The following is a 13,484-nucleotide window of genomic DNA, read 5'->3' on the forward strand; positions in this document are numbered from 1 at the left end:
CCTGGTCAGAGTACTTACTCTTCCGCTTCACCATCATCGTCAGAACCGGCTTCCATCCCCAGCTCCTTGATCTTGCGGGTGAGGGTATTACGACCCCAGCCGAGCAGGTTGGCGGCATCGCGACGGCGACCGGCAGTGTGCTTGAGCGCAGTCTCAATCATGATGCGCTCAAATATTGGCACGGCGGTATCTAACAGGTTGTTGGCACCGTGGCTCAGCTGCTGGTCGGCCCAGAAACGCAGGTTCTGTTCCCAGTTGCCGCTGGTTTGTGAGCTGCCGCCTTGTTCCAGCAGTTCTGGTGGCAAGTCGCTGATCAGCACTTCACGGCCAGAGGCCATCACGGTAATCCAGCGACAGGTGTTTTCCAGCTGACGCACGTTACCTGGCCAATCCAGCGTGCTGAGGAATTCTTCGGTTTCCGGCCGCAGGGTTTTGGCTTCGACCCCCAGCTCCTCTGCCGCCCGTTTGAGGAAGTGGCTCAGCAGCTTGGGAATGTCTTCACGACGGTCGGCCAGCCGAGGGATATGAATACGGATGACGTTGAGGCGGTGGAACAAGTCTTCCCGGAAACGACCTTCCTTTACCAGTCCTTCAAGGTTCTGGTGGGTTGCGGCAATAATTCGTACGTTCACATTGATTGGCGTGGTGCCACCAACGCGGTAGAACTCGCCGTCAGCCAGCACCCGCAGCAAGCGGGTCTGGGTTTCGGACGGCATGTCACCGATTTCATCCAGGAACAGGGTACCGCCGTTGGCTTGTTCAAAACGGCCGCGGCGCATGCCACCGGCGCCGGTGAAAGAGCCTTTTTCGTGACCAAACAGTTCGGATTCAATCAGATCGCGTGGAATCGCTGCCATGTTGAGGGCGATGAAGGGTTCGGCGGAACGCGGGCTGTGCTTGTGCAGCGCATGGGCCACCAGTTCCTTACCGGTACCGGATTCACCATTGATCAGCACGGTAATATGGGATTGCGACAAACGGCCGATTGCACGGAAAACTTCCTGCATCGCCGGCGCTTCACCAATGATTTCCTGGCCTTCTTCTTCTTTCTCGACCACTGGTGCGGCCGCTGTTACTTCTTCGTAGTGGGCAATCGCGCGCTGGATCAGCGAAACGGCTTCGTCGACGTCGAATGGCTTGGGCAGGTACTCGAAGGCACCACGACGATAGGACGACACCGCACTTTCGAGGTCGGAATGGGCGGTCATAATGATCACTGGCAGGTTCGGCCAGGATTCGTGCACCTGTTCCAGCAGCGTCAGACCATCCATACCTGGCATACGAATGTCGGTGATGATGGCGTCCGGGCGTTCCCGTTTTAGCTGATTGAGTGCCGGTTCAGCCTGTTCATAGACGCGGGTCTGGATGTTCGCTTGATCCAGCGTTTTTTCCAGTACCCAGCGGATAGATTTGTCGTCGTCGATGATCCAGACAGTACTCATAGCGATTCCAGTGGTATGAAGATAGAGAACACGGTGCGATCAGGCGCACTGGTAAATTCGATAATGCCGTTCACCTGGTTGATCAGCGACTGGGCGATAGACAAACCCAGTCCGGTGCCTTCGGCCCGACCGCTGACCATGGGGTAAAACAGGTTTTCCTGTAGCTCGGCCGGAATACCCGGGCCGTTGTCGATAATGTCGATCTGGGCGACCAGCCGGTGACGCTGATGGCCAATGGTAAATTGCCGCACGCTGCGAGTTTTGATGACCAGGCTTGGCGGCTGTTGCTGACAGGGGTTTTCCAACATCGCTTGCATGGCATTGCGGCAGATGTTGAGGAAGGCCTGGATCAGCTGGTTACGGTCGGCCTGGATTTCCGGGATTGAAGGGTCGTAATCGCGGGAAATATGAATCACCCCTTCGCTTTCGACTTCGATCAGCTGGCACACCCGTTCAGTCACTTCGTGAATATTAACCTGCTCGTTTTGTGGCAGGTTACGGGGGCCTAACAAGCGATCAACCAGGTCACGCAGGCGATCCGCTTCTTCAATAATAATATTGGTATATTCCTTCAGCTCAGCGGTCGGCAGTTCGCGCTCCAGGAGCTGGGCAGAACCGCGAATACCGCCCAGCGGATTCTTGATTTCGTGTGCCAGTCCGCGCACCAGCGAGCGGGTGGTTTCCTGCTTCGCAATCAGCTGTTCTTCACGGCTGATGCGGGTCAGGCGATCACGGCCCTGCAGTTCGATCAACAGGGTCGGCATACGGGTTTCCGGATGGGCTACCGGGCTGACACTGTAATCCAGCGTGACCGTTTGCTGGTTGTGCAGGTGGATGATGGTCTCGCGCTTGGTGTAGGAATGGCCGGTAACCACCGCATCCCGCATGGCGATCACATCCTGTTCATCTTCAATTGCGAGGTCGTAGAAATGCGCCCCGAGGCCACGCTTGCCACTCACTTCCAACAAGGCTTCTGCGGCCGGATTCATGTACAAAATGATTAACTCAGCATCCAGCAAGAGAACACCGGTATTCAGGTGCTCCATCAAGCGTTGTGTGAGTAATGGACTGGCGCGCATAGTTTTTATTCCCCCTGTTAGCTGACAGACAGCAAAAAGTGAGCCAGAAGGCTTTTGTGCACAACAATGGCGCTTGCTGCGCATTATGTTGTGGCGAACATGTCTAACATAACGCAATCACACATAAAAAATGGCACCAATATGGTGCCATTTAAATACATTTGATTTTTTTCGGTGCGAATTGGTGCTTGTCAGGGGCGCCGGTCAGTATTTTGACGTTGCGGATTCTGGATCGAAGTACGCTGGATATAAATGGTGACTGAAGGGCTGCGCATGATGATTTTGTTCGTGCCATCGCGCACCATGGCTTCCATCACGTGCTGGCCACGTACCAGCTTGTTGATGGGATAGGTGGTTTTTTTGCCACTTCCAATTTCGGCACCATCAACCAGCACACTGATGGTGTCATCAGGTCGTAATGCAGGAACAACGTCCACAACCAGTTCTAGATCTGCAGCCAGGCCTGGCGGTACATTGGTTTGGTCGGCCGGGCTGAGGATCTGCAGGCTTTGGTAATAGCTCTGTTCTTTTACTGGCTCGGCAGGTTTGTCGGAACGGTCAGGGGATGGTGGTACAAAAGCCGGTACGGTTGGTACACCGTCGACTTCATGGACTTCGGCATCGGCACTGGCACGGTCACTGAAAATCATGTTGCCATCGGCATCACGGGTGACATAAACCTGGGTCGCGGCGACCGAGACCAGGCTCAGGAATGCGAGGCCGAGCAAGCTGGTGGCGCGTAGCAAGTGGGCTGCTCTGCTGCGGTGGCTGGACCGCCGTACAGACAAGCGGGGTCGTTTGATCATGGCAATTCCCGTTAGTGTTGCGGCATATGTGACACTATAGTGGCACGTTTGTGCCGGCAAGTATGTGAACACGCCGGAATCCATAAAATTATAGTCGTTCGGGAAGCAGTTATGATCGGGGTTATTCAGCGAGTCAGTCATGCCAGTGTGGTGGTCGAAGGAGAGACCGTCGGGGCTATTGAACAGGGGATTTTGCTGCTGTTGGGCGTTCAACCCGAAGATGATGAGCAGGCCGCCGAACGCATGTTGCACAAGGTGCTGAACTACCGCATCTTCGGCGATGAGGAAGGTCGTATGAATCGCAGTCTGCTGGATATTGGCGGTGAGTTGCTGGTGGTATCGCAATTTACTCTGGCGGCGGATACCCGCAAAGGGCTTCGGCCAGGCTTTTCAACCGCGGCCAAACCTGATCTGGCCGAACGCCTGTACGACTATTTTTCAGCCGAAGCGGCGAAGCAAGTCACTGTCGCCAATGGCCGATTTGGTGCCGATATGAAAGTCTCGCTGCTGAATGACGGGCCGGTTACTTTTTTGGTGAATACATAAAAGGTAATTGTTAGTCCCTGTACCACACTGCATTAACTCTGGTCTTGATCGTTTCGCATAGCTCAGTACTTGTGATGACTACCAGGAGTTAGATAGCGCTAGTCATATTTTATGATGCCACTCTTGATGACGATATCTTACCTTTCTATGTTGGTTATCAGAATAAACGAACTGATCGCTGGTGGATGATTTATGCCCTGTGTTTGGCTGGAAAAAGCTGGCTGGCTTTGTGGCCCGAAGTGGTCCAGATATTTTTCGGACCATGGGATCTCCTGAGGACGGAATTATTCGATTGGGTGAAAAACAGGCATTTACTGTTTTTTATTTGTTTTGATTTTTTGGCTTTTATGTCTGATTAGATAGCTTTTTGAAACAACTGGTTTTGAGATGATACCTTTATTACTTTCTCGTAATTATGTTTCATTATTATTACGATTTAGAGACGATAGAGGCTTGGTTTTTATGGTAATCACCACTGTTTCGTCGCCTGCATTTGAGATATCTCAACCGTTTTTCAGCTTTGCTAACCACTCTGGGACAGCGCGTAGAAAGATTCTCTGTGGGGGTGACCTGATACTCGATCACACTCCTTCTACTGTTATAAAACAAACGGATGGGGGAGGGATTCTTAAACTGATAAAAGCTAGGAGCTGGCATGAATATGCAAAAAGCCTGTGGGCTCGTAGTCGCCTGTTCAAAGAAGTTCGTGGTAATCAGCTGCTTGCAGGTTTGGGCTTGAAGGTGGCCGAAATCAGAGAGGTTGGTATCGCCTTATTGCCGACACCACGATACCGCTATCTTGGCTATTACATTATGGAAAACCTCGAATCCCGTGGCGCGGTTGAGATGTTGCAGTTGTTTGATAGTGGTATCTCCGAGGCCAAGCGAATTCAGTGGCTTGATCTGGTTATTGATGACCTGAGACGCATGCGGGATTCCGGGATCGTGTTTTCGGACTGCCATTTACGGAATGTGTTTGCGGATTTCGAGGCCTGCCAGGTTATCTGGATCGATACCGGTGTGACTCGTTACCACTGGCGCCGAAGCAAACGATTTGCCCGCAAGTTCAATCATTCCATTCGGCGAATGGCTGACTATCACGATAAGCATCTGCTGTTATCTTCGGAAGAAAAACGGCGACTGCTGGCTTTACTACTGCCGGAGTAACGGCGGACTCAGGCGTAGTCTGCGACTTTCGACCCCCGTTTGGCCATCGGATCGCTGCTAACGTACTGCTGACGATCCGGTGCCTGGCGTCCTACCATCAGGGACAACAATAACAAAGGGGTCGGTATGTATCTTCCCAGTCCCTGGCTCACCTTTCTGCATTGGCTGTTACTCAACAGCCTGATCCTGTTTGCCGGCTTGCTGCTGTGGCAACTCGATATTCTGCTGCCGATGTTGCAGCAGGACGTCACCCGTATTTGTGCGCTGGCCTTACTGGTCTTTGCGTTGGCATCTGGCCACTGCGGTTATCGCGCCTGGTGGCTGGCGCGGGAATTTCGCAACTTTGATGCAGTGCGTCTGCAGCAACCGGTACTGGCGTCACTGAGTCGTGACTATCTGGCCTCGCTTGGCGCTGACGAAGCCCAGAACAGCGTTGCTGCCGAAGTGCTGGCGGAGCGCGCCAAGGGCAATCACCAGCTTGGCTGGTTCGTTACCGGGGTGTTGGTCAAGCTGGGTCTGCTCGGTACAGTGATTGGTTTTATTCTGATGCTGGGGTCGGTTTCCGGGCTGGAAAACCTGGATACGTCAGACATCAAACAGCTGATGCAGCAGATGACCGAGGGCATGGGCGTGGCAATGAATACCACCCTGGTCGGGTTGGTATGCAGCATGTTACTGGGGCTGCAATACCTGCTGCTGGACCGGGCTGCTGACCGTCTGGTGGTGGAAACCATTCGGCTTGGCCAAAGCCGGCAGGAAGTCTGAAGTGGCACTCTTCAATCGCAGCCAGATGGCAGACATCGACCCCTTCACCGATTTGCTGTTTAACGCACTGCTGACTTTTACCTTCCTGTTTCTGGTGGCGCTGGTGCTGCTGAACCCGCCGGCCGATACCGGCATTGTGGATCCCAAGGCCGAGTTCCTGATTACCGTTAGCTGGCCGGATGGCAATCCCAACGACATTGATATCTGGATGGCAGGACCGGACGGCCGTCAGGTCAACTATAAACAGCCGCAAGACGGCCTGATGAATCTTGATCGTGATGACCGCGGCATGATCAACGACGTCCAGCAAGTGAATGGGGTTGAGATCGAAAATCCGCTCAATCAGGAGGTGCTGACCCTGCGTGGTCGTCCACCAGGAGAGTATGTCGTCAATTTGCACTACTTCAAGAACCAGCAGGACGAGCAGTTGCAAGGCGATGCGGCTGCCACCGAGGTGCCGGTCACCGTCTATCTGGCGGAAGTCAATCCTCGTATGAAGGTGTTGTTCTACAACACCAACACGCTGGAAAAGGAGGGGGATGAAGTGACGGCCTTTCGGTTCACCATTCGCCCGGATGGCAAGGTAAGCAACATCAACCAGTTGCAGAAAAAACTGGTTGGTGAACAACAGAAATAATCCGTACGGGGCAGCGCAGTCTGTCCTGCCGTCTGGAGTATGTGATGACAGAAACTGCGTTAATACTGGTCATTGGCTACGTTGTGCTGGCGGCATTACTGGTGCTGTCGTTATTGCACAGTCACTGGAATGTGTGGGCCAAGGGGTTGCTGGTGGTGCTGGTATCCGGGTTTTATTGGCTCAGTTTTTTGGGCTGGAAAGATAGCCAAGGCTGGCCATCGACGGTGGCCGTACCCGACAAATTCCTGCTGCACTTCGCTGTGATCGAAGAGCCGGACGACCAGCAAAATACCGCAGGCGCAATTTACCTGTGGCTGACGGACCTTGCCAACAACGAGCTGGCTGCTGAACCCAGAGCCTACCAGATGCCCTACAGTCAGGAATTACACGCCGAAGTCGAGAGTGCCATGCGGCGGGCCAAGGCTGGCAACCTGCAGTTGGGGATTCGTCGCGGTGGGGAAGACTTGCCAGAAGTAAAACGCTTCCGCCAGCAATTGGGCGACCAGCCGATGGAACTGGAGTTTGTGCCGGTTCCTGATCCGGCGTTGCCGGAAAAGTGAGGTGCTGAGATGGGTTTGGACAGGCGTTATATAAGCACATCATGGAGGAACGGACTTGTCGGTCTGGCGCTCACCGTTCTGCTCGGTGGCTGCCAGTCGCAGCAGGACAGCAGTTATTTCCCGTTGCAGCCGGGTTACCGCTGGGTTTATCAAGTTACTGAGTCCGGGCCGGACTTGCCTGAAAAACAAATCCGTCGTTTTGAAATCCAGACTCTGGAGCCTCAATCTAACACTCGTTTCGTTGAGCTGACGGATGAAACGCAGGTGTTTATCCGTCGTACCAGCGATGGCACCAGCTACTACTACAGCCGGGATGACTCCGGGGTGTATCAGCTGGGTAAACGTAACCTGATCGAAAAGCAGCCTGCTGTCTTTGCCGAGCCCCGGTTGGTGATGCCGCCGCTGGATGACCTAACCAATGGTTACAACTGGACGCTGGCGACCCGGCCGTATCGAATTCACAGCACTCGCAGTCATGTGGCCTGGAATCGTGCCCTTAATGGCTTTGATATGACTTATGAACTGGCTGGTAGCGATATGACGATTACCACACCAGCGGGCCGGTTTGAGCATTGCATACTGTTGGAAGGGCGAGCGCAGGTGGGCTTGTACGCCGACCCCAGACTGGGCTACCAGGAAGTGGAAGTGGTGCAGCGGGAGTGGTACGCCGCCGGAGTCGGGTTAGTCCGCTTTGAACGTGACGAACCGCTGGATCTGGAAATGTTCAAGGGTGGTTCGGTGCGGTTTGAGCTGATTGCACTGGATCGTCCTTGATAGTCTGGATGTGGTTTGTTTGTGGCAGGCTTGTATTTATTTAGACACTCGGTCTAATATTGGCAATGACCAATAAAACAGCACCTGAAACAGATCTGATTGTGGCTGGCCCGCGTCGCCGTGGTCGGCCACCCAAAGATGGCCGCAGCGTGGCGGAAACCCGCGAATTGTTGATTCGCAGTGGTATGGAAGTGCTCACCGAGCAAGGCTTCAGCGCCACCGGTATTGATTTGGTATTAAAACGGATCGGCGTGCCAAAGGGTTCTTTCTATCACTTTTTCGATAGCAAGGAAGCCTTTGTTCATGCGGTTGTAGAGCGTTATGGCGCTTATTTCCAACAACTGCTGGAGCGTTGCTTTCAGCGTGATGATATGACGCCGTTGCAGCAGCTCAACCGTTTTATCGAAGGCGCAGCTGACAACATGGCTCGCTTTGAATTTCGGCGCGGTTGTCTGGTTGGCAATCTGGGTCAGGAAGCCGGTCAGCTGCCGGAAAGCCTGCGTCAGCCATTGCTGGATATTCTGGCGCGTTGGGAAGTGGCTGTTGCAGACTGTCTGCAACGGGCCCAACAGCAGCAGCAAATCGCTGTAACACTTGACTGCCTGCAGTTGGCGCAGCTGTTCTGGGTGGGCTGGGAAGGAGCGGTAATGCGAGCCAAACTGGCGCGGTCGGATGCGCCGCTGTGGTTGTATCGTGACTGGTTTTTTGATTCCCTGAAAATCGAATAAATAGCTCAACTCCGCCTGGCGGAGTTTTTTGAAATAATAATTAGACGATCAGTCTAAATTTCAAGCCAATAACGGAGGCGCCTGTGTCTGACAACCTGTTTAAAGCCATCCAGATTAACAAGGACGATGATGGTTACCGTGCTGAACTAACGACTCTGACCGACGACAGCCTGCCGGAAGGCGATGTACTGGTGCGGGTGGAATACTCCACTCTGAACTACAAGGATGGCTTGGCCATTACCGGTAAGGGACCGGTTGTTCGACGCTTTCCAATGGTGCCGGGTATCGATCTGGCCGGTGTGGTGGAAGCCTGCGACTCCGGTGTATTTGAGGTTGGTCAGCGTGTGCTGCTGAACGGTTTTGGTGTTGGTGAAGTTCACTGGGGCGGACTGGCGCAAAAGGCGCGGCTGAAATCCGACTGGCTGATTGCCTTGCCAGACGGTATTTCCAGCCGTCAGGCCATGGCCATAGGTACTGCTGGCTATACCGCCATGTTGTGCGTGCAGGCGCTGGAAAAGCACGGTGTTGTGCCTGCTTCCGGTGAGGTACTGGTTACTGGTGCCAATGGTGGCGTGGGCAGCTTTGCCATCGCCCTGCTAGCCAAGCTGGGCTATCAGGTCGTGGCGTCGACAGGACGCCCGGCGGAAGCTGAATATTTACGCCAGCTGGGGGCGGCTGACATTATCGATCGGGCCGAACTGTCTGAGGCCGGTAAACCGTTCCAGAAGGAACGCTGGGCCGGGGCGGTCGACGCGGTTGGTTCTCATACGCTGGCCAATGTGCTCGCCAGTACGCGTTATGGTGGCACGGTTGCGGCCTGTGGTTTGGCGCAGGGGGCGGATCTGCCAACCACGGTGATGCCGTTTATTCTGCGCGGTGTCACGCTGGCGGGGATCGATAGTGTGATGCGTCCAAAAGCGGATCGTATTGAAGCCTGGTCACGTTTGGCCGAGCTGGTGGACGACAGCATGCTGGGCAGCATTGGCCATGAAATTGGTCTCGAGCAGGTGATAGAAACTGCTGGGCAATTGATGGCCGGAGCAGTTCGTGGCCGGGTGATCGTCAAGTTGGCGGACTAGCGAGGGCGTTCGAGGGCGTTTGTCCCGGCATGCCGGGACCCTACGCACTCTAAAAATTCTGCTCGCTGGTGGCCATGTCTAACGGCCTTACAACCTGAACCCGGACACCTGCTGGCTCAATCGGTTGGCTCGTGACTGCAGGTCGCGCACTGCCGTATTGGTGCTGCGAACACTTTCCTGGCCTTGCTCACTCAAGACCTTGGCGGAAGTCAGATTCTGGTTGATATGGCCAATCACCGAGGTCTGTTCTTCGATGGCTGAAGCGATCTGGATAATGCGGTCGCTAATATTGACCAAGGAGGCCGAAATCGTCTGGATATCCCGCTGGGAGCGGCCAGCATACTCAACCGTTTGTTCGGCCTTGTTCTGGCTTTCCCGCATGGCACCAACAGCACGACCAACACCGGCACGCAGGCGTTCGATCATCTGATTGATGTCGCCAGTAGACTGCTGGGTGCGGCTGGCGAGGGTGCGAACCTCGTCGGCGACCACGGCAAAACCTCGGCCTTGCTCGCCAGCGCGAGCGGCTTCGATAGCGGCGTTGAGTGCCAGCAGGTTGGTCTGTTCGGCGATGCCCTTGATCACATCAAGCACCGACTCAATATTGGTGGTTTCGGCTTCCAGTGCCTGAATGACCTGGCTGGAGTCATCGACCCGGCTGACCAGCGCCTGCAGTTCCATCATGGCCTGATCAAAGCCCTTGGCAACCTGGCGAGCGGTGTCGTCTGAGCCTTTGACTTCGGTAGACACCTGCTGGGTATTTTCCGAGACTTCGCGAATTGCCAGTCCCATTTGTTCGTTGGAAGTTGCAACCATCTCCATGGCGCTGCTGTATTCCGAGCTGATGCGATCACTGGTGTCGGCGTTCTGGTGAATCTGTTCGGTGGTACGGCTGACGCCATCGGATTCTTCCCGAATACTGCTGATCATGCCCTTGAGGTTGTCCATAAAGGCATTGAAGTTGTGGGCCATTACGCCCAGCTCGTCACTGGAACGCAGCTGCATGCGGGCGTTCAGGTCGCCCTTGCCGGAGGCAAGGGTTTCCAGCGCTTTTGCCATCAGGTTGACAGGGTTGGTGATCGCGCGCGGGAAGAAGATGGCAAACAGCACCACCATGATCAGTGCGATGGCAACCAGCACATAAATGGTGGTCAGGGCGGAATCTTTTTCAGCGTTGGCCTGATCGTTCAGACGCAAGGATTCCTTCGAGACGGTTTCGCCTAGTACGTTGAGCAGGCCTCGAATAGCAGAGAATTCCTTGTCCAGCTCACCGGTCGTTTTGGCCAGGGCTTGTTCGGCCGTGTAATCGCCATTCTGCAGCCCTTTGACGAACGCCGAACTGTGTTGGCGCCATTGGTTGAAATCAGTCAGGAAGCGGTCGGCTTGCTGTTTGATTTCGGCAGAAACCGCCAGCGTTTTCACCTTGTTTACCCGGTCATATACCTGCTGGACGTTTTCTTCGTGATCAGTCAGCAGGTCAGCTTGTTTCATACCCAGTGCCAGGCTGCGTTCAGCCAGCTTGGCCTGGTAGAGGTCGCGGTCGGCGTTCAGTACCAGATCTATCCCTGGGAGGTACTCGGAATTGATGTCGCCAAACTGTTTGGCGAGCTTGCCCAGCGCGCTGATCTGGAAATAGGAAAGTACCAGCATCAGTACGGCGGTCAGGATGGTTGGCAGCAATATTTTGCCGGTCAGCCCCAGGTTGGACCCGTTCATGTGTCTACTCCGATGGTCAGGTTCTTTTATAAGAGTAGACCCTGTATCGGCTGTTTGGCGGCAAAGTTGACAGTCTCTTCGACGGCTTTATCTGGGCGGATCAATATGACCATTAAGGCTGTTATTGAGGCGGAACCAGCCCGCGATACTGTATCGGTCGCGTTCGGCAGCCAGTACTTCGTGGGGGAAGTCTTCACTGAGGAAGGTCACCAGGGTGCCCATTTCCGGCAGCACTTTTGAGCGCAGGTCATCGTGATCGTTGTCCTGATAAATCAGCAGCTCACCACCGTTCTCAGGTTGCCAGTCCGGGTTAAGGTAGAACACCGTGGTGAGGACGCGGTTGGATTGGCCGCGGAAGGCGTCGAGATGCTTTTTGTAGAAAGCGCCGGGTGGATAGTGGGCGAAGTGACCCTCGTAGCTGAACAGTCCCAGTAGCAGACTACGGTTGAGGTGCACTCGCAGTGCTTCCATATGCCCCAGCCAGGCCTGTTCGGCGCTGTTATCGGCGCTGAGCCAATGAATGCGGTCGCGGCGAATATCCCGGTTGAGCTGGAAGTCCTGCTGACGGCCAGTGCCAGCCAGCTGCATTTCCTGTTCACCCAGCGCCAGCACCCGTTCGCGCAGTTGTGCTGCCAGTGGTGCCAGCGCGCTGCAGTCGGCGTCGTTACTGTTGACGGTGCAAATCGCCAGTCCACATGCACGCAGCTGGTCAGCGATGTAGTCAAAAGCGGAGCTTGGCATGGGCAGGATTCCGGCGGGCAAAAGCGCGCAATCTGCCCGTGAATCTGCTTGATTTACATCAAAATATTCAGATCGATACGATCATAAGAATTCGCTTTGCGGCGGGCGATAGAGGTCGTACATAGCGAATTGAAGACAACATTTACCTTCGAGTCTGTTGAGAGGAGATTATTATGCCTGAGATCCTTGATGACGCGGATCCGTCTGAACTGGAAGAATCCAGCGAAATCAAACGTGTAGCCCGCGGCAAAAGTGCTGATTATGAGCGCAAGAAACGCCATGCTGAATCCATCATAGAACGTAAGCGGCTGGCAGAGATGCTGGGCTTTGACGTTGATTTCCCTGATTACTAATACCGGAAGAGGAACTCCTGCTATTGAACACGCTGCCTTCGTCACTACTGGATATTCTTAAAAGCCTGATTCGCAGTCCATCTGTGGTGGGTGCCGAGCATTCGTTTTTCCGGATCCTCCAACGCGAGCTGGAAGACCGGGGTGCCCGGGTAACCTGGTACGAAGGGGTGCTGGTGGCTCAGGGAAACGATCCGATGTCGCTGATGTTTTCAGCGCACATTGATCGCCATGGCCTGATTTGTACCGGCCCCAACGAATTCCAGTATGCGGCTTTTGTGTCGGGTGGACGGTCAGACTTGCTCGGCAACTCGGTGTCAGAAGAATTGATGCTGCAGATCGTTGACCGTTTCGCTGACGAAGGTGTGTTCGCCTATGACCCCTGGTCCGGCGCTTACCGTGGTCAGGGGCGCATAGTGAACGCCTATATCTGTCCGTTCCGTAACAACCTGATTTTTGAACTCAGCGACATGTCACATCTGGTTGCCGGTACGCCAGTGGCCTTCCAGGACAAGCTGAGAACCGAAAATGGTCGTTTGTGCGGTCAGCTGGATAACGTGCTGACCGCCGCCATGCTGGTGTATCTGTTCGAGCTGGGTTTCCAGGGCACGGCGTTTTTTACCGCTCAGGAAGAAGCCGGTCGTTCCTGGCGTTATTTACTCGAATGGTTCCGCCGCTTTGGTGGCACCACCAACCAGCTGGTGGTGGTTGATACCAGCCCTTATGGCACCGTCGAGCTGGCCAATCAGCAGCAGCTGGTGTTGCGTCATCGGGATGCCAATGCCTCGTTTAACGTTGAACTGACCGAAACCCTGCGGCAGGTGTGTGAACGCCTGCAGCTGAGTTACAACTTCAAGGACAGCTACATCGACGGCGAAAACCGCAAGCTGGCGGCCGCCGGTTTACCTCCCAAGTCACTCGGTAGTACCGAGCTGGGGCGGATTGTGGCAGCGTCGGGCGGGCTTGTAGATGGCACGACCTTGCAGATTCCGACCACGGCTTATCACACCATGAATGAGTCCGCTGATCTGGGTGCCTGTACGGCGTTTCTGGAAGTGCTGGCGGAGCTGGCCGGGATTCGCAAAGCCTGAGTG

General features: G+C 54.7%; 15 protein-coding genes. 10 read left to right on the top strand and 5 right to left on the bottom strand.

Going from position 1 to position 13,484, the window contains the following annotated elements; translation table 11 throughout:
- Positions 1-14: 14 nt before the first annotated feature.
- The 3 genes from ntrC to K6123_RS17295 all read right to left on the bottom strand — a co-directional run bounded on the left by ntrC (position 15) and on the right by K6123_RS17295 (position 3,327).
- A complete protein-coding gene (ntrC, locus tag K6123_RS17285) occupies positions 15-1,442 on the bottom strand; it encodes a nitrogen regulation protein NR(I) (RefSeq protein ID WP_221800033.1) in 1,428 nt (475 codons plus the stop codon).
- Entirely contained in the window at positions 1,439-2,521 is a 1,083-nt protein-coding gene (glnL, locus tag K6123_RS17290; protein WP_221800035.1) for a nitrogen regulation protein NR(II), read from the bottom strand. The genes ntrC and glnL overlap by 4 nt, the downstream gene beginning before the upstream one ends.
- 191 nt (positions 2,522-2,712) lie before the next feature.
- Positions 2,713-3,327 carry a DUF4124 domain-containing protein gene (locus K6123_RS17295; RefSeq protein WP_221800037.1) on the bottom strand — a complete coding sequence of 205 codons (615 nt, stop codon included), beginning with the start codon at positions 3,325-3,327 and terminating at the stop codon, positions 2,713-2,715.
- 111 nt (positions 3,328-3,438) lie between these two features.
- On the opposite strand from K6123_RS17295, the gene dtd reads away from it, so the two are divergent.
- The 8 genes from dtd to acuI all read left to right on the top strand — a co-directional run bounded on the left by dtd (position 3,439) and on the right by acuI (position 9,583).
- Positions 3,439-3,873, top strand: a complete 435-nt coding sequence (gene dtd / locus K6123_RS17300; RefSeq protein WP_221800039.1) for a D-aminoacyl-tRNA deacylase — start codon at positions 3,439-3,441, stop codon at positions 3,871-3,873.
- A 462-nt stretch (positions 3,874-4,335) separates the two neighbouring features.
- Positions 4,336-5,040 carry a hypothetical protein gene (locus tag K6123_RS17305; RefSeq protein WP_221800041.1) on the top strand — a complete coding sequence of 235 codons (705 nt, stop codon included), beginning with the start codon at positions 4,336-4,338 and terminating at the stop codon, positions 5,038-5,040.
- A gap of 126 nt (positions 5,041-5,166) precedes the next feature.
- Positions 5,167-5,805: a MotA/TolQ/ExbB proton channel family protein gene (locus K6123_RS17310; protein WP_221800042.1), complete on the top strand. Its 639-nt coding sequence runs from the start codon at positions 5,167-5,169 to the stop codon at positions 5,803-5,805.
- 1 nt (position 5,806) lies between these two features.
- Entirely contained in the window at positions 5,807-6,442 is a 636-nt protein-coding gene (locus tag K6123_RS17315; protein WP_221800044.1) for a hypothetical protein, read from the top strand.
- Between the two features lie 44 nt (positions 6,443-6,486).
- Complete coding sequence (locus tag K6123_RS17320; RefSeq protein WP_221800046.1) at positions 6,487-7,002, top strand: hypothetical protein; 516 nt, start codon at positions 6,487-6,489, stop codon at positions 7,000-7,002.
- A gap of 9 nt (positions 7,003-7,011) precedes the next feature.
- Entirely contained in the window at positions 7,012-7,776 is a 765-nt protein-coding gene (locus K6123_RS17325) for a hypothetical protein (RefSeq protein ID WP_221800048.1), read from the top strand.
- Positions 7,777-7,841: 65 nt separating this feature from the next.
- The gene (gene acuR, locus K6123_RS17330; RefSeq protein ID WP_246624872.1) at positions 7,842-8,504 is read left to right on the top strand and encodes an acrylate utilization transcriptional regulator AcuR; all 663 of its coding nucleotides are present in this window, start codon (positions 7,842-7,844) and stop codon (positions 8,502-8,504) included.
- A 95-nt stretch (positions 8,505-8,599) separates the two neighbouring features.
- Positions 8,600-9,583, top strand: coding sequence for an acrylyl-CoA reductase (NADPH) (acuI, locus tag K6123_RS17335; protein WP_221800308.1), 984 nt, complete (start codon positions 8,600-8,602; stop codon positions 9,581-9,583).
- 87 nt (positions 9,584-9,670) lie between these two features.
- Here acuI and K6123_RS17340 read toward each other — a convergent pair whose 3' ends face one another.
- Both K6123_RS17340 and K6123_RS17345 read right to left on the bottom strand, forming a co-directional pair.
- Positions 9,671-11,299 (bottom strand): methyl-accepting chemotaxis protein, encoded by a 1,629-nt coding sequence (locus tag K6123_RS17340; protein WP_221800050.1) that lies wholly within the window; start codon positions 11,297-11,299, stop codon positions 9,671-9,673.
- 87 nt (positions 11,300-11,386) lie between these two features.
- Entirely contained in the window at positions 11,387-12,040 is a 654-nt protein-coding gene (locus K6123_RS17345) for a 2OG-Fe(II) oxygenase (RefSeq protein WP_221800052.1), read from the bottom strand.
- A 173-nt stretch (positions 12,041-12,213) separates the two neighbouring features.
- Between K6123_RS17345 and K6123_RS17350 the strand changes: the two genes are divergently transcribed.
- The gene (locus K6123_RS17350; RefSeq protein WP_221800054.1) at positions 12,214-12,393 is read left to right on the top strand and encodes a hypothetical protein; all 180 of its coding nucleotides are present in this window, start codon (positions 12,214-12,216) and stop codon (positions 12,391-12,393) included.
- Between the two features lie 23 nt (positions 12,394-12,416).
- The gene (locus tag K6123_RS17355; RefSeq protein WP_246624873.1) at positions 12,417-13,481 is read left to right on the top strand and encodes a zinc-binding metallopeptidase family protein; all 1,065 of its coding nucleotides are present in this window, start codon (positions 12,417-12,419) and stop codon (positions 13,479-13,481) included.
- The last annotated feature ends 3 nt before the right edge of the window (positions 13,482-13,484 follow it).

It is taken from the genome of Oceanobacter mangrovi (genome assembly GCF_019740315.1).
Taxonomy (GTDB): Bacteria; Pseudomonadota; Gammaproteobacteria; order Pseudomonadales; family Oceanobacteraceae; genus Oceanobacter; species Oceanobacter mangrovi.

Coding starts and splice junctions, on each gene's coding strand:
- ntrC (WP_221800033.1), bottom strand. CDS start 1,442: ATGAGTACTGTCTGGATCATCGACGACGACAAATCTATCCGCTGGGTA.
- glnL (WP_221800035.1), bottom strand. CDS start 2,521: ATGCGCGCCAGTCCATTACTCACACAACGCTTGATGGAGCACCTGAAT.
- K6123_RS17295 (WP_221800037.1), bottom strand. CDS start 3,327: ATGATCAAACGACCCCGCTTGTCTGTACGGCGGTCCAGCCACCGCAGC.
- dtd (WP_221800039.1), top strand. CDS start 3,439: ATGATCGGGGTTATTCAGCGAGTCAGTCATGCCAGTGTGGTGGTCGAA.
- K6123_RS17305 (WP_221800041.1), top strand. CDS start 4,336: ATGGTAATCACCACTGTTTCGTCGCCTGCATTTGAGATATCTCAACCG.
- K6123_RS17310 (WP_221800042.1), top strand. CDS start 5,167: ATGTATCTTCCCAGTCCCTGGCTCACCTTTCTGCATTGGCTGTTACTC.
- K6123_RS17320 (WP_221800046.1), top strand. CDS start 6,487: ATGACAGAAACTGCGTTAATACTGGTCATTGGCTACGTTGTGCTGGCG.
- K6123_RS17325 (WP_221800048.1), top strand. CDS start 7,012: ATGGGTTTGGACAGGCGTTATATAAGCACATCATGGAGGAACGGACTT.
- acuR (WP_246624872.1), top strand. CDS start 7,842: ATGACCAATAAAACAGCACCTGAAACAGATCTGATTGTGGCTGGCCCG.
- K6123_RS17340 (WP_221800050.1), bottom strand. CDS start 11,299: ATGAACGGGTCCAACCTGGGGCTGACCGGCAAAATATTGCTGCCAACC.
- K6123_RS17345 (WP_221800052.1), bottom strand. CDS start 12,040: ATGCCAAGCTCCGCTTTTGACTACATCGCTGACCAGCTGCGTGCATGT.
- K6123_RS17350 (WP_221800054.1), top strand. CDS start 12,214: ATGCCTGAGATCCTTGATGACGCGGATCCGTCTGAACTGGAAGAATCC.